Annotated in this window: 22 protein-coding genes; 15 read left to right on the top strand and 7 right to left on the bottom strand. The window is 30.2% G+C overall.

The genetic code is table 11. From position 1 onward, the window contains the following. Positions 1-66 precede the first annotated feature (66 nt). The 3 genes from UXY25_RS09090 (at position 67) to UXY25_RS09080 (ending at position 4,835) form a co-directional block, all read left to right on the top strand. A complete protein-coding gene (locus tag UXY25_RS09090; protein ID WP_320815691.1) occupies positions 67-2,511 on the top strand; it encodes a PIG-L family deacetylase in 2,445 nt (814 codons plus the stop codon). Between the two features lie 109 nt (positions 2,512-2,620). After that, positions 2,621-4,306, top strand: coding sequence for a sodium:solute symporter (locus UXY25_RS09085; RefSeq protein ID WP_320815690.1), 1,686 nt, complete (start codon positions 2,621-2,623; stop codon positions 4,304-4,306). A 199-nt stretch (positions 4,307-4,505) separates the two neighbouring features. After that, entirely contained in the window at positions 4,506-4,835 is a 330-nt protein-coding gene (locus UXY25_RS09080) for a hypothetical protein (RefSeq protein ID WP_320815689.1), read from the top strand. Between the two features lie 55 nt (positions 4,836-4,890). On the opposite strand, the gene UXY25_RS09075 is transcribed toward UXY25_RS09080, so the two are convergent. Both UXY25_RS09075 and dnaK read right to left on the bottom strand, forming a co-directional pair. After that, positions 4,891-5,514, bottom strand: a complete 624-nt coding sequence (locus UXY25_RS09075; RefSeq protein WP_320815688.1) for a hypothetical protein — start codon at positions 5,512-5,514, stop codon at positions 4,891-4,893. Between the two features lie 115 nt (positions 5,515-5,629). Beyond that, complete coding sequence (gene dnaK / locus UXY25_RS09070) at positions 5,630-7,516, bottom strand: molecular chaperone DnaK (protein ID WP_320815687.1); 1,887 nt, start codon at positions 7,514-7,516, stop codon at positions 5,630-5,632. A gap of 255 nt (positions 7,517-7,771) precedes the next feature. Between dnaK and UXY25_RS09065 the strand changes: the two genes are divergently transcribed. Together UXY25_RS09065 and UXY25_RS09060 are read left to right on the top strand one after the other, a co-directional pair. Then, a complete protein-coding gene (locus tag UXY25_RS09065; protein WP_320815686.1) occupies positions 7,772-9,193 on the top strand; it encodes an L-serine ammonia-lyase in 1,422 nt (473 codons plus the stop codon). A gap of 55 nt (positions 9,194-9,248) precedes the next feature. After that, positions 9,249-9,596 carry a hypothetical protein gene (locus UXY25_RS09060; RefSeq protein WP_320815685.1) on the top strand — a complete coding sequence of 116 codons (348 nt, stop codon included), beginning with the start codon at positions 9,249-9,251 and terminating at the stop codon, positions 9,594-9,596. 77 nt (positions 9,597-9,673) lie between these two features. On the opposite strand, the gene UXY25_RS09055 is transcribed toward UXY25_RS09060, so the two are convergent. Continuing rightward, positions 9,674-10,108, bottom strand: a complete 435-nt coding sequence (locus UXY25_RS09055) for a nuclear transport factor 2 family protein (RefSeq protein ID WP_320815684.1) — start codon at positions 10,106-10,108, stop codon at positions 9,674-9,676. 10 nt (positions 10,109-10,118) lie between these two features. Next, positions 10,119-11,405 carry a sodium:proton antiporter NhaD gene (gene nhaD, locus UXY25_RS09050; RefSeq protein WP_320815683.1) on the bottom strand — a complete coding sequence of 429 codons (1,287 nt, stop codon included), beginning with the start codon at positions 11,403-11,405 and terminating at the stop codon, positions 10,119-10,121. 102 nt (positions 11,406-11,507) lie between these two features. On the opposite strand from nhaD, the gene panB reads away from it, so the two are divergent. The 8 genes from panB (at position 11,508) to UXY25_RS09010 (ending at position 17,576) form a co-directional block, all read left to right on the top strand. After that, positions 11,508-12,326, top strand: a complete 819-nt coding sequence (gene panB / locus UXY25_RS09045) for a 3-methyl-2-oxobutanoate hydroxymethyltransferase (protein ID WP_320815682.1) — start codon at positions 11,508-11,510, stop codon at positions 12,324-12,326. A 42-nt stretch (positions 12,327-12,368) separates the two neighbouring features. Beyond that, the gene (locus tag UXY25_RS09040; RefSeq protein ID WP_320815681.1) at positions 12,369-12,731 is read left to right on the top strand and encodes a four helix bundle protein; all 363 of its coding nucleotides are present in this window, start codon (positions 12,369-12,371) and stop codon (positions 12,729-12,731) included. Next, positions 12,724-13,416: an RNA pseudouridine synthase gene (locus UXY25_RS09035; protein ID WP_320815680.1), complete on the top strand. Its 693-nt coding sequence runs from the start codon at positions 12,724-12,726 to the stop codon at positions 13,414-13,416. The genes UXY25_RS09040 and UXY25_RS09035 overlap by 8 nt, the downstream gene beginning before the upstream one ends. Positions 13,417-13,421: 5 nt before the next feature. Continuing rightward, positions 13,422-14,210 (top strand): hypothetical protein, encoded by a 789-nt coding sequence (locus tag UXY25_RS09030; protein WP_320815679.1) that lies wholly within the window; start codon positions 13,422-13,424, stop codon positions 14,208-14,210. A 3-nt stretch (positions 14,211-14,213) separates the two neighbouring features. Next, positions 14,214-15,572: a DUF5723 family protein gene (locus tag UXY25_RS09025; RefSeq protein ID WP_320815678.1), complete on the top strand. Its 1,359-nt coding sequence runs from the start codon at positions 14,214-14,216 to the stop codon at positions 15,570-15,572. 17 nt (positions 15,573-15,589) lie between these two features. Beyond that, positions 15,590-16,447 carry a neutral zinc metallopeptidase gene (locus UXY25_RS09020; RefSeq protein ID WP_320815677.1) on the top strand — a complete coding sequence of 286 codons (858 nt, stop codon included), beginning with the start codon at positions 15,590-15,592 and terminating at the stop codon, positions 16,445-16,447. 88 nt (positions 16,448-16,535) lie between these two features. Beyond that, positions 16,536-16,958 carry an SET domain-containing protein gene (locus tag UXY25_RS09015; RefSeq protein ID WP_320815676.1) on the top strand — a complete coding sequence of 141 codons (423 nt, stop codon included), beginning with the start codon at positions 16,536-16,538 and terminating at the stop codon, positions 16,956-16,958. Between the two features lie 195 nt (positions 16,959-17,153). Then, positions 17,154-17,576, top strand: a complete 423-nt coding sequence (locus UXY25_RS09010) for a DUF2452 domain-containing protein (RefSeq protein ID WP_320815675.1) — start codon at positions 17,154-17,156, stop codon at positions 17,574-17,576. Positions 17,577-17,699: 123 nt separating this feature from the next. Here the strand turns inward: UXY25_RS09010 and UXY25_RS09005 are convergent, their stop codons facing one another. From UXY25_RS09005 to UXY25_RS08995, 3 genes are all read right to left on the bottom strand, one after another. Then, positions 17,700-18,980, bottom strand: a complete 1,281-nt coding sequence (locus UXY25_RS09005) for a DEAD/DEAH box helicase (protein WP_320815674.1) — start codon at positions 18,978-18,980, stop codon at positions 17,700-17,702. Positions 18,981-19,175: 195 nt separating this feature from the next. Beyond that, a complete protein-coding gene (locus UXY25_RS09000; RefSeq protein WP_320815673.1) occupies positions 19,176-20,213 on the bottom strand; it encodes an RluA family pseudouridine synthase in 1,038 nt (345 codons plus the stop codon). Next, a complete protein-coding gene (locus UXY25_RS08995; protein WP_320815672.1) occupies positions 20,203-20,826 on the bottom strand; it encodes a PASTA domain-containing protein in 624 nt (207 codons plus the stop codon). The genes UXY25_RS09000 and UXY25_RS08995 overlap by 11 nt, the downstream gene beginning before the upstream one ends. 94 nt (positions 20,827-20,920) lie before the next feature. Here UXY25_RS08995 and UXY25_RS08990 point away from each other — a divergent pair, with 94 nt between their 5' ends. Together UXY25_RS08990 and UXY25_RS08985 are read left to right on the top strand one after the other, a co-directional pair. Continuing rightward, entirely contained in the window at positions 20,921-21,889 is a 969-nt protein-coding gene (locus tag UXY25_RS08990) for a D-alanine--D-alanine ligase (RefSeq protein ID WP_320815671.1), read from the top strand. A 4-nt stretch (positions 21,890-21,893) separates the two neighbouring features. Further along, a complete protein-coding gene (locus tag UXY25_RS08985; protein WP_320815670.1) occupies positions 21,894-22,361 on the top strand; it encodes a hypothetical protein in 468 nt (155 codons plus the stop codon). The last annotated feature ends 6 nt before the right edge of the window (positions 22,362-22,367 follow it).

Here is a 22,367-nt window from a genome sequence, read left to right as displayed (position 1 = left end):
TTAAAAAGGAGGTTGAAAAAGCTTCCTTTTTTTTATTTCGTTATTTTTGGATACAATACAAATACTATGATTAAAAAATTTACGCTAATTTTACTTTTACTTATTGGTTTTAAAAGCTTTTCTCAAGCTCCAAAAAAACTGAGTTCAAATGAAATACACCATCAAATTGAAAAACTTAATTTTCTAGGTAAAGTATTATATGTAGCAGCTCATCCTGATGATGAGAACACTCGTTTAATATCTTATTTTTCTAATCATTATCATGCTGAAACGGCTTATTTGTCATTGACAAGAGGCGATGGCGGACAAAATTTAATTGGTAACGAATTAAGAGAGAAATTAGGAGCAATACGAACCCAAGAATTATTAGCTGCCAGAAGAATTGATGGTGGTAAGCAATTTTTTACAAGAGCAAATGATTTTGGTTATTCTAAAGAACCAAATGAAACCTTTACCATTTGGAATAAAGAACAAGTTTTAGAAGATGTAATACAAACTATTGAAACTTTTCAACCCGACATTATCATCAATCGATTTAATCATAAAACCCCTGGAACAACTCACGGTCATCATACTGCATCAGCAATTTTAAGCTTAGAAGCTTACGAAGTCTTAAAAACAAAGCCTAAAAGAGTTTTCTTCAATACTTCATGGTGGTTTTACGGAAGTCAAGAAAATTTTGAAAAAGCCGATAAATCAAATTTAGTAGCTATAGATGCGAATGTTTATTTCGCTCCTAAAGGATTAAGCAATTATGAAATAGCCGCTTTAAGTAGAAGTCAACATAAATGTCAGGGTTTTGGAACAACTGGCTCTAGAGGAAGTGAAACTGAATATCTAGAACTTTTAAAAGGAACAATGCCAACTTCTGGAAATATTTTTGAAGGTATAGACACTTCGTGGAATCGTGTTGAAGGCGGAAAAGAAATTGGAGCAATTTTGAATAAAGTACAAACAAATTTCAACTTTAATAATCCTTCAGTTCATATTCCAGAACTTATAAAAGCCTATCGATTAATTTCAAATTTGAAAGATAATCATTGGAAAACAATAAAGCAGAATCAGCTTTTATTAATTATAGAAGCTTGTAGTGGTTTATATTTAGAAGCAGTAAGTAATCATGAATCAGTTACGAAATCAGAAAATTTCACCATAAATTTTGAAGCTACAAACAGAAGTAATTCGAATGCAAAATTAATTTCTGTAAACGTTTTTAATTCGAATGAAATTTTAAAGAATGAAGTATTAAAATTCAATACCAACTTTAGTTTTACTGTTGACAAGAATACTGTACCAAGCACTTTTGATTATTCTAATTTATTTTGGCTGAAAGAAAAAGCGACGATTGGAATGTATAGTGTTAGCAATAAATCTATTCGAATTTTACCACAAGAAGAATTGCAATATCCAATTGTTTTTAAACTAGAAATCGAAGGTGAAGTTATAGAATTCGTTAAAAACTTAATGTACAAAAAGAACATGCCTGAAAATGGTGAAACCTATATGCCTTTTACAATTCTACCTGAAGTTACAACAGAAGCTTTGTCTAAAGTAACTATTTTCAACACCAACCAAGCGAAAGAGTTCAAAGTAAAAATTAAAGCGCATAAAGACAATGTATCGGGTTTTGTAAATCTCCAAGCGAATGGCAATTGGACTATTTTTCCAAAACAAATTCCTTTTTCAATAAATTCTAAAAACGAAGAACAAACAATTGTTTTTAAGATTACGCCATCTGAAAAAGAAATAACTTCAACTCTTAATATTATAGCAAATATTGAAGGTAAAGAATTTACAAATGAATTGGTGCAAATTGATTACGCCCACATTCCTAAACAAACTATTCTTGAAAATTCTGAAGCTAAAATAGTCCGACTAAATATTCAAACAAAAGGAAAAAACATTGGTTACCTAATGGGCGCTGGTGATGAAGTAGCTAAAAATTTAGAAAATTTAAATTATAATGTAACGATTTTAAATGTTAATGAACTTACACCTGAAAATTTACAAAAATTTGACGCGGTAATTCTTGGAATTAGGGCTTTTAATGTAATTGAAGAGTTGAAATACAAGAACAAAATCTTATTTGATTATGTTCAAAATGGAGGAAATTTAATTGTCCAATACAACACAACTAATAATATGGTAACTACTGAAATAGCTCCGTATGACTTGAAAATTTCGAGAGATAGAGTTACCAATGAAAATGCGCCTGTTACTTTTTTAAGTAAAAATCATCAAGTACTTAATAAACCAAATAAAATTACAGATGAAGATTTTAAAAATTGGGTTCAAGAACAAGGTTTATATTATCCATCTGAATGGAGTAACAAATTTATTCCTATTTTAGCCTCACATGATGATGGCGAATCTAATAAAAAAGGTGCTTTACTTATTGCAAAATATGGGAAAGGAAATTATATTTATACAGGTTTAAGTTTTTTTAGAGAACTTCCAGAAGGAGTTAGTGGAGCTTATCGCTTATTGGCAAACATAATAGCATTAGAATAAAAGTATGGAAAATCAAAAACATAAGTGGAAAAAAAGCTATAGTTTAGTTTTACTCTTAAATGCATTATATATTTTAGTTTTTTATTTATTAATGGAAATTTTCTCTTAAATGGAATATTTAGATTGGATTGTTTTATCCTCTACCCTACTTTTTATTGTTATTTATGGAGCCTATAAAACCAAAGGAAGTGCTAATGTAAAAGACTATATCTTAGACAATAACGAAACGCCTTGGCATACTGTTGGAATTTCTGTAATGGCAACGCAAGCCAGTGCAATTACATTTTTATCAACTCCTGGTCAGGCTTACCATGACGGAATGGGTTTTGTGCAGTTTTATTTTGGACTACCCCTTGCAATGGTTGTTATTGCCTATACATTTATTCCTATTTACCATAAACTTAAAGTATATACCGCTTATGAATATTTAGAACAACGCTTTGATGTTAAAACGCGTTCATTAGCAGCTATTTTATTTCTTATTCAAAGAGGTTTAGGTACTGGTTTAACCATTTATGCGCCATCAATTATTCTATCGGCATTATTAGGTTGGAATCTAACACTACTAAATGTAGTTATAGGATTATTGGTTATTGTTTACACAGTAACTGGTGGAACAAAGGCAGTAAACATGACACAAAAACAACAAATGTTTGTAATTATCAGTGGAATGTTCATTACCTTTTTTCTTATACTAAATTACTTGCCTGCAGAATTAGATTTTACAACAGCATTACATATAGCGGGTGCGAATGGAAAAATGGACATCTTAGATTTTTCTTATAATCCAGAAACACGTTATACTTTTTGGAGTGGAATAACTGGTGGATTTTTCTTAATGCTTTCTTATTTTGGTACCGATCAATCGCAGGTTGGTCGATATTTATCAGGAAAGTCAGTAAAAGAAAGCCAAATGGGATTAATCATGAATGGTTTTCTAAAAGTTCCTATGCAGTTTTTTATTTTACTGACTGGTGTTTTAGTTTTTGTCTTTTTCCAATTCAACAGTACACCTCTACATTTTAATCCAAATAATGTTACTAAAGTAAACAATTCAGAATATAAAGAATCATATCAAGCTTTAGAAAAGAAATTAGAATTTATTAATGAAGAGAAAAAAGTAGTCAATCAAATATATATTGAGCAATACAAATACAATGAGTTTGATAACCCAACATTAAAAAAGCAAATAGTTGTTTTAAATCAGAAAGAAAAAGAATTAAGAGAAGATGCCAAAGTACTAATTAATAAAGCAGATAGTAGTTCAGAAACAAATGATAAAGATTATGTATTTCTTTATTTCATCATTAATTATTTACCAAAAGGATTACTTGGCCTTTTATTAGCGGTAATTTTTAGTGCAGCAATGTCTTCAAGTGCTTCCGGATTAAATTCATTAGCAGCCACAACGACAATTGATATTTACAAACGAAATAACGATACAAAATCAGATAAACATTATGTGTATGCAACGCAATTATTCACTCTTTTTTGGGGATTAGTTGCAATTGGTTTTGCATGTATTAGTTCTTTGTTTGAAAACCTTATACAATTGGTAAACATTATTGGTTCTGTATTTTACGGAACAGTTTTAGGAATATTCTTAGTTGGGTTTTATATAAAGTATGTAAAAGCAAAAGCTATTTTTATATCGGCTTGTATCAGTCAACTTACTATATTCTATATTTTCTATTTAGACATAGTAAGTTTCTTATGGTTGAACTTTATCGGCGCTTTATTGACAATCATTTTGTCATTAAGTATTCAAAAGGTACTGAATAAAAGAGATGAATAGATGAATAGATGAATAGATGAAAATTCTTTAATTAAAATCTATGAAAAAGCAAATATTTATTTTTTTTACTTTCATTATCTCAAATATATTTGGTCAAAATAATGGTAGTATAGAGCTCGACCAAAAAGCTTTCCTAAATTGGGAAATTCAAAATTTTATAAAAGAGAACCATACGTATAAATTTTGTCTACAAAATAAATTGAAATATTTATGTAAAATTGATAATCAAGAATGGTATGGTTCAGATAGAGGAATAGAATTTCCAAAAAATGAATTAACAAAATTAGAAGTAATTATAAATAATAATGTAATCAAATTAGAAACTTCAAAAATGTTCAACCCAAGCTTTTCTGGAGAACTTTTTGAAACTCAATTCAAACTCAAAAAAAAGAAAGATTATTATATTTTATTCGCATATTTTTCAGATGGTGCCGGAACATATTCTGCACATTGGAAAATTATAAATGGAAAGTCAGAAAGAATAGTTCTTTCAAATGAAGAAGAATATTTTGAGTGGCAAATTGAATAGAAGTAAAACAATAAACCCTGCAATTGCAGGGTTTCCTTTTATAAAAAAAAATATTTTATCTTCTCTTTTTAGAAGTTGATTTTGAACTTGGTGCTGATTTAAGAACATACTTATTAGATTCGGTATTGTAAACATAAATACTGTTTTGAGTTTTTGTACTTAAATTAAAAGAACCGTCAGTATTTAAAACAAAATCAAAACCTTCTTTTCTGTTTTTTTCAACATCGTGAGAGGCCGTTTTATTTTTATCTAAAAATACTTTTTCTTTAATATTCAAAGCTTTATGCGTGTTACCTAATAATAATGTTTTTGTTTCTACATCCCAAATTTGATCTTCAGATACAAGACCAGTTTCTGTTTTCAACTTAGTAACTGAATTGATTTTTTCTTTCCATGTTACATGATAAAACTTCTTTCCATTAGCAGTAAAACCTTTAATTATAAAATTTTCAGGTTTAAAATTACTTGGAATAGCTTTCTTTACTTCTAAAGTGTCTATTGAGACACCTTTAATAAAAAGAACCAGTTTTTTATCTTTATTTACTGTTATAATTTCAGCAGAAATATTATCCGCTTTTGATAGTACAACACTTTTTGAAGCAGATTTTGATTTCCCTTTCTGAGCAAATGACAGAGTTGAAAAAAATAATAGCAAAAATAGAAACACAAAGTTTTTCATAATAGTTTAAATTTATGGTTCTAATATACAAAAAAACTAAAGTGATTAACCTTTTAAAAATAAAAAAACCGAATCATTTCTGATTCGGTTTTTTAAACTATTTGTAAGTTGTAAATTATTTTACTTCTTCAAAATCAACATCTTGTGTTTGATCCCCTGATGCATCACCTTGTGGTTGTGCGTCTTGAGCTTGTCCTTGCTCACCTTGAGCATACATAGCTTCAGTTGCAGTTTTCCAAGCAGCGTTTACATTTGCTAAAGCAGTATCAATAGCTGGTAAATCTTGTGATTCGTGAGCCATTTTTAATTCTGTTAAAGCGTATTCAATAGCTGTTTTGTGTTCGTCAGATAATTTCTCACCTAATTCTTTCAATTGGCTTTCAGTTTGAAAAACCATTGCATCAGCTTCGTTTAATTTCTCAACTCTTTCTTTTGCAATTTTATCAGCTCCAGCATTTGCTTCAGCATCTTTTTTCATTCTTTCAATTTCTTCAGCTGTTAAACCAGAAGAAGCTTCGATACGAATATCGTGAGATTTTCCAGTTCCTTTATCAGTAGCAGAAACTTTAATGATTCCGTTTGCATCGATATCGAAAGTAACTTCAATTTGAGGAACTCCTCTACCTGCTGGTGGAATACCATCTAAGTTAAAACGACCGATTGTTTTATTGTCAGCAGCCATTGGTCTAGCACCTTGTAAAACGTGTAATTCAACAGTTGGTTGATTATCCGCGGCAGTAGAGAATATTTGTGATTTTTTTGTTGGAATAGTTGTGTTAGACTCAATTAATGTAGTCATAACTCCACCCATTGTTTCAATTCCTAAAGATAAAGGCGTAACGTCTAATAACAATACATCTTTTACATCTCCAGATAAAACTCCACCTTGGATAGCTGCACCAATTGCAACAACCTCATCAGGATTAACTCCTTTTGATGCTTTTTTACCAAAGAATTTTTCAACTTGTTCTTGGATAACTGGGATACGAGTAGAACCACCAACTAAAATAACTTCATCAATATCAGATGTAGATAAACCTGCATCTTTTAATGCTTTAGCAACTGGTTCCATAGAACGTTTTACTAAAGTAGCTGCTAATTGTTCAAATTTAGCTCTAGTTAATGTTTGTACTAAGTGTTTTGGTCCTGTAGCTGTAGCAGTTACATATGGTAAGTTAATTTCTGTTTGAGCAGAAGAAGACAATTCAATCTTCGCTTTTTCAGCAGCTTCTTTTAAACGTTGTAAAGCCATTGGGTCTTTACGTAAATCAATTCCTTCAGCAGTGTTAAAATCACCAGCTAACCAGTCAATAATTACTTGGTCAAAATCATCACCACCTAAGTGAGTATCTCCATTAGTAGATAATACTTCAAAAACTCCGTCACCTAATTCAAGGATAGAAATATCAAATGTACCACCACCTAAATCATAAACTGCAATTTTTTGATCAGTTCCTTGTTTGTCTAATCCATAAGCTAATGCCGCAGCAGTTGGCTCGTTGATAATACGCATAACTTCTAAACCTGCAATTTGACCAGCTTCTTTAGTAGCTTGACGTTGTGCATCGTTAAAATATGCAGGAACAGTAATAACCGCTTGAGTTACTGTAGTTCCTAAATAATCTTCAGCAGTTTTCTTCATTTTTTGAAGAGTCATAGCTGACAATTCTTGTGGAGTGTATAATCTTCCGTCGATATCAACACGTGGTGTGTCGTTATCTCCTTTAACTACTTTGTAAGCAACAGTTGATGCTTCTTTAGCACTTTCTGTAAATTTGTTTCCCATAAAACGCTTAATAGAAGCAATCGTTTTTGTAGGATTGGTAACCGCTTGTCTTTTAGCAGGGTCACCAACTTTGATTTCTCCTCCTTCAACAAATGCAATTACTGACGGTGTAGTTCTTTTACCTTCTGCATTTGCAATTACAACAGGCTCTCCACCTTCCATAACTGAAACACAAGAATTGGTTGTACCTAAATCGATTCCAATAATTTTACTCATAACTTTAATCTTAATTTATTTGTGTATTTTAATTTCGTTTTTTAAAACTTAACATTCATAAGTCAAGTATTATGCCAAGCGTATTAAGTGTTAAAAATTGTCAGTTTTAAGTAAAAAGATATGACAAGATGACATTTTTTTGGTTTAGAAATTAGGTTTTAGGTATACTGTCTCTCCAAACCTTATAAACTCTTAAACTAATAAACTTCTAAACTATAAAACTTTCTCCTATCTTTGTAAGTATAAACAATAGTTATGGAATGTATTTCGGTTTTTGATATGCTTAAAATTGGTGTTGGCCCTTCAAGTTCTCACACTTTAGGACCATGGCGTGGTGCCGAACGATTTTTAGGTGAATTGCGTGAAAAAAACTTGATTGACTCTATTAATAGAGTGAAAGTTGATTTATACGGTTCATTATCATTAACTGGAAAAGGACATGCAACAGATTTAGCAGTAATGTTAGGTTTAAGTGGTGCTGATCCAGAATATATTCCGGTTGAAAGTATTGATGTTATTATTACTGCAATAAAAAATAAGAAAGAAATTTTTTTAGGTAAAGAAATCATTATTCCTTTTGATTTTGAAAATGACATTGTTTTCAATAGAGAATTTCTACCCTTTCATTCTAATGGAATAAGATTCACCGCATATACCGATACACAGGAACATGAAGTTGTTTACTACTCTATTGGTGGTGGTTTTGTGGTAAAGGAAGAGCTTATAAATTCTGCAAAAAACGAAGAAATAAAACATACATTCCCATTTCCTACTGAAACTGGTGCAGACTTATTAAAGTATTGTAAAGCAGAAAACAAAAAAGTTTGGGAAATCGTTTATGAAAATGAAAAATCAATGCGTAGTGAAGAAGTAATTCACAATGAATTGATGCGCATATGGGATACGATGCTTGAGTGCATGTATATAGGTTGTCATACTGAAGGAACTTTACCTGGCGGATTAAACGTGCGCCGTAGAGCTTATGACATGCATAAAAACTTAATTGGTGTTTTACCATATGACAATCCGTATTCTTGGATGCAAATGATTCGTCAAACCGAAGTTAAGTTCAGGCAAATATTAAAATGGGTAAGTTGTTTTGCTTTATCTGTAAACGAAGTAAATGCTGCTTTAGGAAGAGTGGTTACTGCACCTACTAATGGAAGTGCAGGTGTTATACCATCTGTTTTAATGTATTATTTAGTAATTGAAAACCACGAAGCTGGAGAAGAAGAAATCAAACGATTTTTAATGACAGCCGGAGAAATAGGAAGCATCTTTAAAAAAGGAGCAACAATTAGCGCAGCTATGGGCGGATGTCAGGCTGAAATTGGAGTTTCTAGTGCTATGGCAGCAGCAGCGTTGTGTGAAGCTATGGGCGGAACACCTGAACAAGTAACTGTTGCAGCAGAAATTGCTATGGAACATCATTTAGGGCTTACTTGTGACCCTATTGGAGGCTTAGTGCAAGTGCCATGTATTGAACGTAATACTATGGGCGCAATTAAAGCCATTAACGCCGCTGAACTTGCTTTAGAAACCGATGCTAAAAATGTAAAAGTGCCTTTAGATAAAGTGGTTCAAACCATGTGGGAAACTGCAAAAGACATGAATACTAAGTATAAAGAAACTTCTGAAGGTGGTTTAGCAATTAGTGTTAATATGTCGGATTGTTAGATAATATACATATACTTTTAAAAAAATGACCGAGTTTAAATAACACTAAAGCAAAATGAAGAAAGTATTTGGATTACTTTTAACAATTATTATAGTTTTAGGTTGTAATAACTATACGGAACTAGAAAATGAAGAATTAAAAAGTTCATTTATAATTAATTCATCACCAACATTCAATGGATATTTTTATCAAGGTAGTGACAATGCTTTTCACTATTTTTCAAGTAAATGGACAATTGGTAAAGACAAATTCTTTAAAATTTCAACAAACAAATTGAAAATTTCAGATAAATTCAAATTTGACAGAAATAATGCTGAACTAAAGATTGACGTTATTGGAAATGATGAAAATGAATTTGTCAAAAATTCATACTGTAAACTATATGTTGTAAATAAGAATTGAGTTCTAATGTTAATAATGACAGAAGTTAAAAGCCTTTTACAACAAGTACAAAACTCATAGTTTAATTTTCTCTAAACCTACTTCTTCCTCGTATCAATAATATGAATAATTTGCCAAGCATCTTTTTCTTTAAACAACGTAAAAGAATTTACACCACTATGGCTTAATGTACCATTTACATAAAATTCATATGGTGTCCAAACATGTGCTAAAGGGCCGTCTATTTGAATTTTATAATCCAATAATTTTTCAAACAAAACTACATTTTCAGGAATAGAAGATATGGACTTCATGAATTTATTAAAATCATCAGAAATCAGTATATCGTTTTGCTCTTTGTCTTTCCCTATCGTTTGCATGTTAATCGTTTTATGACAAACTTTTTGAAACATTATAGTATCGCGTTTATGTAAACCAACGAAGAAGTCATCAACGGCTTGCTTTACTTCTACTTCTTGAGAAAAAACAGAGGTAAAACTTACCAACAAAACAAAAACTACAAACTTTTTCATAATATATATATTAAAATATAAGTAGTTCTAAAACTAAATACGTTACAATTCCAGCAATATAACCAGCTAAAGCTAAAGGTGTTATTGTTTTTAAATACCACATAAAAGTCATTTTTTCTTTCTCCATAACTGCAATTCCAGATGCAGAACCAATAATTAACATACTTCCTCCTGTCCCTGCACATAAAGCAATCATTTCCCACAATTGGTTATCCATTGGGAAATTTTGCAAACTAAACATTCCTTGCGTTGCTGCAACTAAACTTCCATTATCTACTAAAGCAGACAAGAAACCTATTGCAATAATCATAGTATTTCTATTTGGCAAGGTTTCTTCTAAAAATGCAGCCAATTGAGTTAAAATATGCACTTCTTGTAAAGCAAAAACCATTAATAAAATTCCCATGAAATATAAAATCGAACTTATATCTACTTTAGATAATGCAGTAGCAATAGAAAAACTGTCTTTTTCTTCTTGGTTTTTATTTCTATGGTAAATTATAGATACTAATGAAACCATGCTTAGAGAAACTAAAATCCCTATAAATGGTGGTAATCCTGTAATCGATTTTATAATTGGAACCATTATTAAACCAATAACTCCAGCAATGAATACACTTACACTGCCTCGCATTTTTTCTTCTTTTTTAGCTTCGGCCATAGAAACTTGTGCACGTAAAACGGCAAAACCTTTCATTTTAAAACTCGCTAAAATTAAAGGAACTAAAATACACATTACAGAAGGTAAAAATAGCTTAGAAGCAATTCCCACAGCACTTACCTGCCCTCCTATCCAAAGTAACGTTGTAGTAATATCTCCAATTGGGCTAAAAGCACCACCAGCATTTGAAGCAATAACAACTACTCCAGCTAAAATCATTCGAATATTTCCTTTTGGTAAAATTTTACGTAATAACGTAACCATGATTATGGCTGTTGCCAAATTATCTAAGAATGCTGATAAAACAAACGTAATGACACCAATAATCCATAATAATTTTAAAACTGACTTTGTTCTAATTCTATGCGTTATGACCGAAAACCCCTTATGCAAATCAATTAACTCAACAATTGTCATGGCTCCTAATAGAAAAATTAGAAGTCCAGCAATTTCACCAAAGTAATTTGTAAGTTTTTCAGAAATTTCATGAGACCCTTGCCTACTAAAAAGTGCAATTACAATCCAGCATAAAGAACCGGTTAAAATTGCTGAAATCGTTTTGTTTATTCGAATTGGCGATTCTAAAACAACAATTAAATAGCCTAAAACGGCAATAGTAAGTAGTATGGTAATCATTAGGTTAAAGTTTAATCAAATGTATAGAATAAATCATTTCAAAATAAAAAATAGGAAAGAAAATATCATTTTATACCTTTGTATATTAAATACTATGAAAACATGTCTGTAGCCAAAAAAGATTACAAAAGAATTACTACTAAAACATTAGTAGAAATGAAGGAAAACGGAGAGAAAATCTCAATGTTAACAGCTTATGATTATACAATGGCTAAAATTGTAGATTCAGCAGGAATTGATGTAATCTTAGTGGGAGATTCTGCAAGTAATGTAATGGCAGGACATGAAACAACTTTACCTATAACATTGGATCAAATGATATATCACGCTTCATCAGTAGTTAGAGCTTGTGAAAGAGCTTTAGTTGTTGTTGATTTACCTTTTGGTAGTTATCAATCAGATCCAAAAGAAGCATTACGTTCTTCTATTCGTATAATGAAAGAAAGTGGCGGACATGCTGTAAAGTTAGAAGGTGGAAGTGAAGTAAAAGAATCTATTAAAAGAATTTTAAATGCTGGAATTCCAGTAATGGGCCATTTAGGACTTACTCCACAGTCTATATATAAATTTGGAACGTATACGGTAAGAGCTAAAGAAGAGGAAGAAGCAAACAAATTAATTGAAGATGCTAAAATGCTTGAAAGAGTAGGTTGTTTTGCTTTAGTGTTAGAAAAAATACCTGCTCATTTAGCTAAAAAAGTAGCCGAAAGTATTTCTATTCCAGTAATTGGAATTGGTGCTGGAAATGGTGTTGACGGACAAGTTCTTGTATTACATGATATGATAGGTATGACACATGAATTTAGTCCGAGGTTCTTACGCAGATACATGAACTTATATGAAGATATGACAACTGCAATTGGTCAATATGTAGCTGATGTTAAGTCAGTTGATTTTCCAAATGAAAACGAACAATATTAATTTGGACATTTTAGACTTCTTAGATTTTTAGAAAAAAATATTATGCATCAATTTAAAGAATTAATTATTTGGCAGAAAAGTAGACTATTTTGTTCTGAAATATATTTGCTAACTTCTAAATTTCCTTCTGAAGAAAAATTTGGATTAACAAATCAGTTACGAAGAGCATCTATCTCAATTCCATCAAATATTGCAGAAGGTTCTTCTAGAAATTCAAATAAAGATTTTTCTAGATTTCTTGAAATTGCAATTGGTTCAGCTTATGAAATAGAAACTCAAATTTTAATTGCTACTGATTTAAATTTTATTACAATTGAAGAATCTGATAAACTATGTCTTCAATTAATTGAAATAGTAAAAATGATTTCAAAGTTTCGTTCAAGTCTAAAAATCCAAAATGTCTAAGGTAGTCTCTAATAAAAACAACCTTCAAGTTTTACACGAAGACAACCACATCATTGTGGTTAATAAACGTGTAGGTGATATTGTACAAGGCGATAAAACAGGTGATAAACCTTTATCTGAAGTGGTAAAAGAATACATCAAGGATAAATACAATAAACCCGGTGAAGTTTTTTTAGGTGTAGTTCATCGTTTGGATAGACCTACAACTGGTATAATCATATTTGCGAAAACAAGTAAAGCACTTACTCGTTTAAACGAATCATTCAAGAATCGGGAAACGAAAAAAATGTATTGGGCAATTGTTAAAAATCAACCTCCAAAAGAGAAAGATATTTTAGTTCATTTTTTAAAACGAAACCCAAAGAATAACACTTCAAAAGCACATACAAAAGAAGTTCCTGAAAGTAAAAAAGCCAGTTTAGATTATACTGTTTTTAAAAAGCTAGATAATTATTTCGCTTTAGAAATAAACCTACATACTGGAAGACACCATCAAATTAGAGCCCAACTTACTGCTATTGGTTGCCCAATAAAAGGCGATTTAAAATATGGATTTGATCGAAGTAATAAAGATGGCGGAATACATTTACATGCAAGAACTTTAGAATTTATTCACCCAGTTACAAAAGAAATTATTAAATTAACAGCCTCAACTCCAACAGATCCAATTTGGAATAATTTATAATAAATATGAAATTAAATAACGAAATTAACAATAAGATTGAAGATCAAATTAAAAATGGTTATGATCTTGATTTAGGAATTATAATAGACAAAAGTTTAGCTATTTATAAAAAAGTGGTATGGAAAGCTGGTCTTGGATATATATTAGTATTTGGAATTGTAATGATAATAGGACTAATACTAGCTATGACCATTCAAGACGAAACGCTTTTAGAACAATTTAAGGAAATTTCACAAGACCCTAATTTTTTATATAAAAACCCAACACTACTCGCTTATTTGTTAATAGGTGGACTGATAATAAATATGATATTTATTCCATTAAATGCTGGTTTTTTTAATCTATGTCATCTTGCAAACACAAATCAAGAATTTACCACTTTAAATATATTTGATTTTTATACTTCAAGGTATTTAAAAAATTTAGTGATAGGTTCATTATTAATTGCAGTAGTAACTACAAGTTTAACTACAGTATTAGACATGGTAAATTTAAAAATAGTGAGTTTTATAATTCAAATTTCATTTACCTTGTTTACAATTTTATTTGTACCCCTTGTAATTTATGCAAATCAAAGTATTGGAAATGCAATTAAAAAAAGTATTCAATTAGTAATGAAATCTCCTTTTACAATTTTAGGCGCATTAATAATCGGAATATTGTTTTTATTAGCTGGTTTATTAGGACTATGTATTGGAATATTATTCACAATACCTTTTATTTCTTGTATACAGTATACTGTATATGAAAGCATTGTAGGATTTGAAAATGAAACAACTGAAACAACAAACTAAAATATGAAAAAAATAACATTTATTGGAATTGCCTTAATAGGTTTTTATGCTAATTCACAAGAGCATTTTTCAGGAATTAATATTTCTAAAAGAGTTGGAATTTTAAATGCAACTATTAACCCTGCAGAATTAAATAACTTATCAGGTAATTATGAAGTTAATGTATTTAACTTTAGTACTAATGTTTCTAACAACAAAATTAGCTTTCAAGAATTATTGAATGGTGAAGATATCGAAAATAAATTCTTTACAGGTTCAGAACCGGCAAACTTTAGATTAGATGCAATTATACAAGGTCCTGCATTTGCAATGAAATACAAAAAATGGGGGTTTTTAATAAATTCTGCTGCAAATATTAAAGTTAATGCAATTGATGTAGATGTTAATTTTGGTGATGCTGTTACAAATTCATTTATTGGAACTGCACAAATTAATTCTAATTACAACCAAAGATTGAATGCTGCCACTTGGGGAGAAATAGGATTAGGAGCCTCTAGAACTATTTTTGAAAATGATATTCATAAGTTTAATGCAGGAGCTACTTTTAAATTATTGTTCCCAGGTTCATATATGAATTTAGGAGTTGATAAATTATCAGGTGACGTAACTAACGTTGCTGGAAATGTTGAATTAAGCAATGCAAATGCAAACGTAAATTTCTCTTATTCAGGAGGTTTAGCAAACAATTACACGGATAGTTCTAATTACAGTCAATTATTTGCTGGCGGATTAAATGGTTTTGGAGTTGATTTTGGTTTCAATTATCAATTGAAAGAAAAAATTGCGGATGAAGCGGATGAGGAAACAAAAAGCAAATCAGGCTATAGATTAAACACAGGCCTTTCTGTTCGAAATATTGGAGCAATGAAATTTAAGTCTGATAATAATGTTTCTAACAATTATATTCTTGAAATTCAAGGTTTTGATAGTTTAAACTTAAATCAGTTTGATGGTTCAGAAAGTATCACAGAAATTGAAGATGTTCTAATTAGTAGTGGATTTTTAACTAAAACCAGTTCTAATAAAGACTTTAAAATAAAATTACCAACAGTTATTAATGCATATGCAGACTATCACATTCATAACAAATGGTATGTTTCAGGCTATATTCAACAAAAAATTTCAGATGATTCTGAAAATGATTTCACTACCATTCAAAACATTTATACACTTACACCAAGATTTGCTGGAAAACATTATGAAATCTTTTTACCCTTATCACAAAATGAAGTTTCAGATTTTACAACTGGATTCGGATTTAGATTAGGAGGCTTTTTTATGGGTTCTGGTTCTATTGTAACAGCATTAATTAACGATTCAACACAAGCAGATGTATACTTAGGGGTTAGATTTGCTCTTTAAAAACAAAATCATTTACTATGAAATGGAAAGGTAGAAGACAAAGTGACAACGTAGAAGATAGAAGAGGAATGTCTACAAAAGGCAAAGCAATTGCTGGTGGTGGATTATTAGGAATTGTAATTTTATTACTAAATGCTTTTGGTGGCGAAAATGCTAAAATGCTTACTCCTGTTCTTGAACAATTAAATCAAGGACAGCAAACAGAACAAGTTCAAGATAGGCAACTTACTGCTGAAGAGATGGAGCTTGGTGATTTTGCAAAAACTGTATTTGCTGATACTGAAGACATTTGGAATAAAATATATACTGAAAATAATTTAGGAGATTACGAAGAACCAGGAATGGTGTTGTTTTCTGGATCAGTTCAAACAGCTTGTGGTGGTGCTTCATCTGCTTCAGGACCGTTTTATTGTCCCGCAGATAAGAAAGTCTATATGGACTTAACTTTCTTTGAAGAATTAAGAACTCGTTTTGGAGCAAAAGGCGGAGATTTCGCTATTGCATATGTTATTGCGCACGAAGTGGGTCACCATGTTCAAACTTTAATGGGAACTTCTGGAAAAGTAAGACAACTGCAACAACAAAAAAGTAAAATAGAAGGAAACAGACTTTCAGTTTGTTTAGAACTTCAAGCTGATTTTTATGCGGGTCTTTGGGCATATCATAATAAAAAATATTTAGATGCTGGAGATATTGAAGAAGCATTAAGTGCTGCACATGCTGTAGGTGACGATGCAATTCAAAGTAAAATGCAAGGACATGTTGTACCTGATTCATTTACGCACGGAACTTCTAAACAAAGAATGAAATGGTTCATGAAAGGCTATAACAGTGGAGATATTAATCAACACGATACTTTTTCTGAAGAATTATAAAAATATAATTACTAAATAAACAATCCTCAATCTTTAATTAGGCTGAGGATTTTTTATATTTGGAAACATAAAACTAAGAAGAACATTATTGATACATTCAGACAATCATATTTCTGCACTTGAAGCAGATTATTTATATGTAGAAACCTCTCAGTTACCTAATGCTGGCAAGGGTTTATATACTGCAATAAAAATATACAAAGATGAAGTTATTTCAGTATTTAAAGGTGAAATCATATCTGATGAAATAGCAGAAAATCGTGTAGCAATTAACAAAGACCAGTATTTCATTAATATGCTAAATGGTACTATTATGGATTCTATGAATGTAGAATGTTTTGCCAAATATGCTAATGATGCTGAAGTATTTACTTCTTCTGACTTTAAAAATAATTCAAAGATAGCATTAGACGATAACGATAATGTATGTATAATTGCTATAAAAAATATAAATATAGAAGAAGAGATTTTTTGCAGCTACGGAAAAAAATACTGGAAAAAACATATTTAATTTCAAACTCTATTTTCTATTTAAATATTTTTTGTATTTTTGTTTAACTTTTTTATTTAAAAATTAAACAAAGATTGATTTATTCCAAAATTATTAAAATGAATTGGGAATTTATAAAGTTTTTTTGAAATTATAAAATTTCAATTTAGCATAAATGAAAATGGTTAAAAAAATTTTAATTTCTAAAAAATACTAATGAAAAGTAAAATTCCTGATAATATAGTTTTTTCTGAAGAAAATGGATATAATGCAAATACATTAGCTTATCCTACAAATGTTGGGGCCCCAGCAATAAAAATTGATGATATTGTTGATTGGAAAAATAAAGGTGTTAGAAACGTAAATAAAGAATTTGAAAGCAAATTTAATGAGCTTAAAGTTCAATATGAAAAATTAATGCAGGAATATGAATGGAATGAAATTGTTTACAATTCTAAATTTTCATTTGAACCTGCAATTGGTGAAATATATCATTTGTATTTAAGAGAAGATGGTACAAATTTTCTTTCTTTAATTCATCCAGAGAATTGGAATAAAGAACATATTGGATCATTTAAATTAAACAGTAATAAAAAATGGATTCATCTTGACTCAAAACAAGATATTTATTTTGAATAATTGAATTGCTTTGCCAAATATTGAAGTTTTTGAAAATTCAGGATATAAAAACACTGAAAAAGCCCTAACTAATTGAATAGTAAGGGCTTTTTTATATTACTTATTTGAGTAAATATTTTTACTTTATCTTCTTTTATTACTAAAAACTCTCTTTTTCTCAGATGAATTATCTCTTGGAGCATTTGATTTAGCACTTGAAGATTCTCTTTGTTTTTGTTTTCTAAACTCACGAGCTTCTTGTTGTCTATTAATTGGTTTTGTAGATGCATTTGGATCTGGTTCAAAACCTTCAACAATTTCAACTGGTAATTTTAACCCAACTAACTTTTCAATTGCAAGTAAAAAAGAAGTTTCATCTGCACTTACTAATGAAATAGCTTCTCCACTAGCTCCTGCTCTACCTGTTCTACCAATTCTATGTACATAATCTTCTGAAATATTCGGTAAATCAAAATTAATAACATGCGGTAATAATGGAATGTCTAATCCACGAGCAGCAATATCAGTTGCAACCATAACACTTACAGTTCCTTTTTTGAAACCTTCTAATGCTTTTGTACGTGCACCTTGACTTTTATTTCCGTGAATTGCAGCAGCAGTAATTCCCGCTTTTTCAAAACTTTCACAAAGTCTGTTTGCTCCATGTTTAGTTCCAGTGAAAACTAAAACTTGTTTCCAGTTTCCTTCTGAAATTAATTTAATAGCTAAACCTGTTTTCTTTTCTCTTGCAACACGATATACTTTCTGGCTAATCGCATCAACAGTTGAATTTTCGGGAGTTGCATCAACTTGAACTGGATTGTTTAAAATTCCATGCGCAAGTTTTTTAATGTCTTTTGAAAAAGTTGCAGAAAACATCAAGTTCTGACGCTTTGCAGGAATCAATTTCATTACTTTTTGGATATCACGAAGGAAACCCATATCTAACATTCTATCCGCTTCATCTAAAACAAAAATTTCAACTTTGTTTAATGATAAATGACCTTGAGCTTGTAAATCTAATAAACGACCTGGAGTTGCAATTAAAACATCTACTCCATTTCGTAATGTTGCGATTTGTGGATTTTGATTTACTCCTCCAAAAATAACTGTACTACGTAAGTCTAAGAATTCTCCATATTCACGAACATTCTCATAAATTTGAGCGGCTAACTCTCTTGTTGGTGTTAAAATCAATGAACGAACCGGTCTGTTTCTTAATGATGGTTCTTGAGATAATATTTGTAATATTGGAAGTGTAAATCCGGCTGTTTTTCCGGTTCCTGTTTGTGCCGAAGCTAAAACATCGTGTCCTTCTAATATTGGTGGAATTGCTTTTTCTTGAATTGGAGAAGGAGTTTCATATCCTTTTTTGCTAATAGCTTTTAATAAGGCTTCAGATAAGCCTAATGATTTAAATGACATATAAATTATTTATGAATTCCCATTGTGGGCAACTAATAATGAAGTAGATTGTTTTTTCATTATTAATGAGATGGGGTTCATATTTAATTCCATCTCTAATTATTGTGCAAATGTACAATAATTTTTTTAGTGTGTTTTTATTCTTAAAAGCAAATGAATTATAAGGTTACAATCCATTTGCTTTAACTCTATTTTTTAATCTTCTTCTATAGTTTGTGCTTTTGAATAAATACGCCACTTATCAATACATTCTTGAATATCGGCAGGAATTTCAGTTTCAAAACGCATAAATTCTTTGGTAACAGGGTGCTCAAAACCTAATGTTCTTGCATGCAAAGCTTGTCTTGGTAAAACCTTAAAACAATTGTCTACAAATTGCTTATATTTAGTAAACGTAGTCCCTTTAAGAATTAAGTTTCCACCGTAACGCTCATCATTAAATAAGGTGTGACCAATGTATTTCATGTGCACACGAATTTGATGTGTACGACCTGTTTCTAATCTACATGAAACCAAAGTAACATAACCTAGACGTTCTAAAACTTTAAAATGAGTTACAGCATGTTTTCCTTTGTCTCCTTCAGGATAAACAGCCATTTGCATTCTATTGCTCACATGACGGTCAATGTTACCTTCAATAGTACCTTCTTCTTCTTCAATATTTCCCCAAACAATACCTATGTATTCTCTTTCAGAAGTTTTATCGGCAAATTGTTTAGCTAAGTATGTCATTGCAGTTTCTGTTTTGGCAACTACCAATAAACCAGAAGTATCTTTATCAATTCTATGAACTAATCCAGGTCTTTCTGAACTGTTCATTGGTAAATTATCAAAATGAAATGCCAAAGCATTTACAAGTGTTCCTGTATAATTTCCGTGTCCGGGATGTACAACTATTCCTGCAGCTTTATTCACAACCAATAATTGATCATCTTCATAAACAATATCTAACGGAATATCTTCTGGAATTATAAGGTTTTCATAAGGAGGATGTGATAAAAGAACTCTTACAACATCATTTGCTTTTACTTTATAATTTGACTTTACAGCAACATCATTCACAAATATATTTCCTGATGCAGCAGATTGCTGAATTTTATTTCTAGTTGCGTTTTCAATCAAATTCATTAAATATTTATCCACACGTAAAGGAGACTGTCCTTTTCCCGCTTCAAAACGATGATGTTCATACAAATCATCATCATAATCATTTTCTACATTATTATTCTCCATCTTCAATATTTATTTCTTCAGAATCTACATCTGAAGAGCTATTTAAATTATTTCCATCATATAATTCTTTTCCATCACCTAAGACAAAATCAATTACAGTATTCTTTTTTATTTTATCGCCTTTTTTTAAATTCTTCCCTTTACTAGTTATTTGTAAAACAACATCTTTGGCAATATGTGGCTTATATGTTTTAGTTCCTTCTTTTAAACCTAAAGAATTTAAATTAGCAATAATTTGACGGTATGTCTTGTCTTTAAATTCTGGAAGCGTAACTTCATTGTATTCTCCTGCGTTTAACTTTACATAAATTTTCCTACCATCTTTAACCATACTACCCGTTTTTGGGTCTTGTTCAACAATAGAATATGGAGGTAAGTCATCTTTAAAATCTACAGTATCTAATAAAACAATATCAAGTCCCATTTCAGCTAATTTTTCTTCAGCGATAGAAAATTGCATTTTAGATAAATCAGGAACTGTCATTTCTTCACCATGATTTGTTTTAAAACTTAAAAAATGCATGAATAAAAAGGCTGAAATAACAATAACAGCAAAAGCAATAGCCAATTGAATAAAAAATGTTTTACTCGTTAAAAAGTTTTTAATACTCATAATTGTAGATATTTCAGCAAATATAAGAAATCGAAAAGATTTTTAGTTTGAATAAATAATGTAATTTTGTAGTTATACGATTAAATATAATTATATGAGAAACGTTGCAGTAATAATGGGAGGCTATTCAAGTGAATATAAAATCTCGTTAACCAGTGGTGGTGTTGTTTGTGCAAATTTAAATTCAGAGAAATACAATATTTATCCGGTTCATATTTTGAAAGAAAAATGGGCTTGTGTATTAGATGAGAAAGAATATCCAATTGATAAAAATGACTTTTCTATTACTATAGATAATTCTAAAATAAATTTTGATGTTGTTTTTAATGCCATACATGGAACACCAGGAGAAGATGGGTTAATGCAAGCTTATTTTGAATTACTTGAAATTCCTCACACATCATGCGACTATTATCAATCGGCATTGACTTTTAATAAGAGAGATTTACTTTCAGTTTTAAAACCATATGGAATTCAAACTGCTACTTCTTGTTATTTGAATTTAGGAGATGAAATTAATGTTGATGAAATTTTAAACAAAGTAGGTTTACCTTGTTTTGTAAAGCCCAATAAATCAGGGTCAAGTTTTGGAATTTCAAAAGTAAAAACCAAAGAAGAATTTTTACCAGCAATTGAAACAGCTTATAAAGAAGATAACGAAATTATTATTGAAAGCTTTTTAGATGGTGTTGAAGTATCTGTTGGAGTTATCAGTTATAAAGGCAAAACACTCGTTTTACCAATGACAGAAATTGTTTCTGAAAATGAATTCTTTGATTACGAAGCAAAATACTTAGGAAAGTCTAGTGAAATAACCCCTGCACGAATTTCAGAAGAATTGAGACTTAAAATTGAATTGGTTTCAAAAAAAGCATATGAAACATTAAAAATGAAAGGTTTCTCTCGTAGCGAATTTATCATTGTTAATAACGAACCATATATGTTGGAAATGAATACTGTTCCTGGTTTAACCAACGAAAGTATTTTACCACAACAAGCAAGAGAAGGAGGAATTACATTACCTGAACTTTTTGGAAATGCCATTGAAGAAGCTTTAAAATAAACTTATGAGCAAGATAGTTGTACTTTTTATTCTGGTGTTTTTTTCTGAAAATATTTTTTCACAAGAAAACATATTGCCTAATAATCAAATCCTGTCGATTAAAGACGAATACAATTGGCAAAAAGAAGACTATATTATCATTAATTACAAAATGCCAACCTCATATTGTCCTTATGATAGTTATTCTAATTTAGATAAATCATATTCTTGGTTTCAAAAAGAAATTTATGCAAAAGTAAACGTAAAAAACTACAGAAACATTTTTGTTTACTCAGACAAGTTCGCGGCTAAAAAAATATTAGATTTTAAAACCCATTACGACGATATAGGCCATTATTTCCTGAAAACTTTTTTTGACAAAAAAGGCAGTTGTTATGGTGTTTTAGTCATTAATAAAAAAGGTAAATACAATTATATTATTGGAGAATATTCTCATGTAGATATTCAAAATTTAATAGACTCATTAAAATAATTAAAT

The sequence above is a fragment of the Flavobacterium sp. genome (assembly GCF_034111225.1).
Lineage (GTDB): Bacteria > Bacteroidota > Bacteroidia > Flavobacteriales > Flavobacteriaceae > Flavobacterium.
This window is presented reverse-complemented; position numbering and strand designations above follow the sequence as displayed.

Excerpts from the sequence above, each read along its gene's own strand:
- UXY25_RS09090 (WP_320815691.1), top strand. The coding sequence starts at position 67 with ATGATTAAAAAATTTACGCTAATTTTACTTTTACTTATTGGTTTTAAA.
- UXY25_RS09085 (WP_320815690.1), top strand. The coding sequence starts at position 2,621 with ATGGAATATTTAGATTGGATTGTTTTATCCTCTACCCTACTTTTTATT.
- UXY25_RS09075 (WP_320815688.1), bottom strand. The coding sequence starts at position 5,514 with ATGAAAAACTTTGTGTTTCTATTTTTGCTATTATTTTTTTCAACTCTG.
- dnaK (WP_320815687.1), bottom strand. The coding sequence starts at position 7,516 with ATGAGTAAAATTATTGGAATCGATTTAGGTACAACCAATTCTTGTGTT.
- UXY25_RS09065 (WP_320815686.1), top strand. The coding sequence starts at position 7,772 with ATGGAATGTATTTCGGTTTTTGATATGCTTAAAATTGGTGTTGGCCCT.
- UXY25_RS09060 (WP_320815685.1), top strand. The coding sequence starts at position 9,249 with ATGAAGAAAGTATTTGGATTACTTTTAACAATTATTATAGTTTTAGGT.
- UXY25_RS09055 (WP_320815684.1), bottom strand. The coding sequence starts at position 10,108 with ATGAAAAAGTTTGTAGTTTTTGTTTTGTTGGTAAGTTTTACCTCTGTT.
- nhaD (WP_320815683.1), bottom strand. The coding sequence starts at position 11,405 with ATGATTACCATACTACTTACTATTGCCGTTTTAGGCTATTTAATTGTT.
- panB (WP_320815682.1), top strand. The coding sequence starts at position 11,508 with ATGTCTGTAGCCAAAAAAGATTACAAAAGAATTACTACTAAAACATTA.
- UXY25_RS09040 (WP_320815681.1), top strand. The coding sequence starts at position 12,369 with ATGCATCAATTTAAAGAATTAATTATTTGGCAGAAAAGTAGACTATTT.
- UXY25_RS09035 (WP_320815680.1), top strand. The coding sequence starts at position 12,724 with ATGTCTAAGGTAGTCTCTAATAAAAACAACCTTCAAGTTTTACACGAA.
- UXY25_RS09030 (WP_320815679.1), top strand. The coding sequence starts at position 13,422 with ATGAAATTAAATAACGAAATTAACAATAAGATTGAAGATCAAATTAAA.
- UXY25_RS09025 (WP_320815678.1), top strand. The coding sequence starts at position 14,214 with ATGAAAAAAATAACATTTATTGGAATTGCCTTAATAGGTTTTTATGCT.
- UXY25_RS09020 (WP_320815677.1), top strand. The coding sequence starts at position 15,590 with ATGAAATGGAAAGGTAGAAGACAAAGTGACAACGTAGAAGATAGAAGA.
- UXY25_RS09010 (WP_320815675.1), top strand. The coding sequence starts at position 17,154 with ATGAAAAGTAAAATTCCTGATAATATAGTTTTTTCTGAAGAAAATGGA.
- UXY25_RS09005 (WP_320815674.1), bottom strand. The coding sequence starts at position 18,980 with ATGTCATTTAAATCATTAGGCTTATCTGAAGCCTTATTAAAAGCTATT.
- UXY25_RS09000 (WP_320815673.1), bottom strand. The coding sequence starts at position 20,213 with ATGGAGAATAATAATGTAGAAAATGATTATGATGATGATTTGTATGAA.
- UXY25_RS08995 (WP_320815672.1), bottom strand. The coding sequence starts at position 20,826 with ATGAGTATTAAAAACTTTTTAACGAGTAAAACATTTTTTATTCAATTG.
- UXY25_RS08990 (WP_320815671.1), top strand. The coding sequence starts at position 20,921 with ATGAGAAACGTTGCAGTAATAATGGGAGGCTATTCAAGTGAATATAAA.
- UXY25_RS08985 (WP_320815670.1), top strand. The coding sequence starts at position 21,894 with ATGAGCAAGATAGTTGTACTTTTTATTCTGGTGTTTTTTTCTGAAAAT.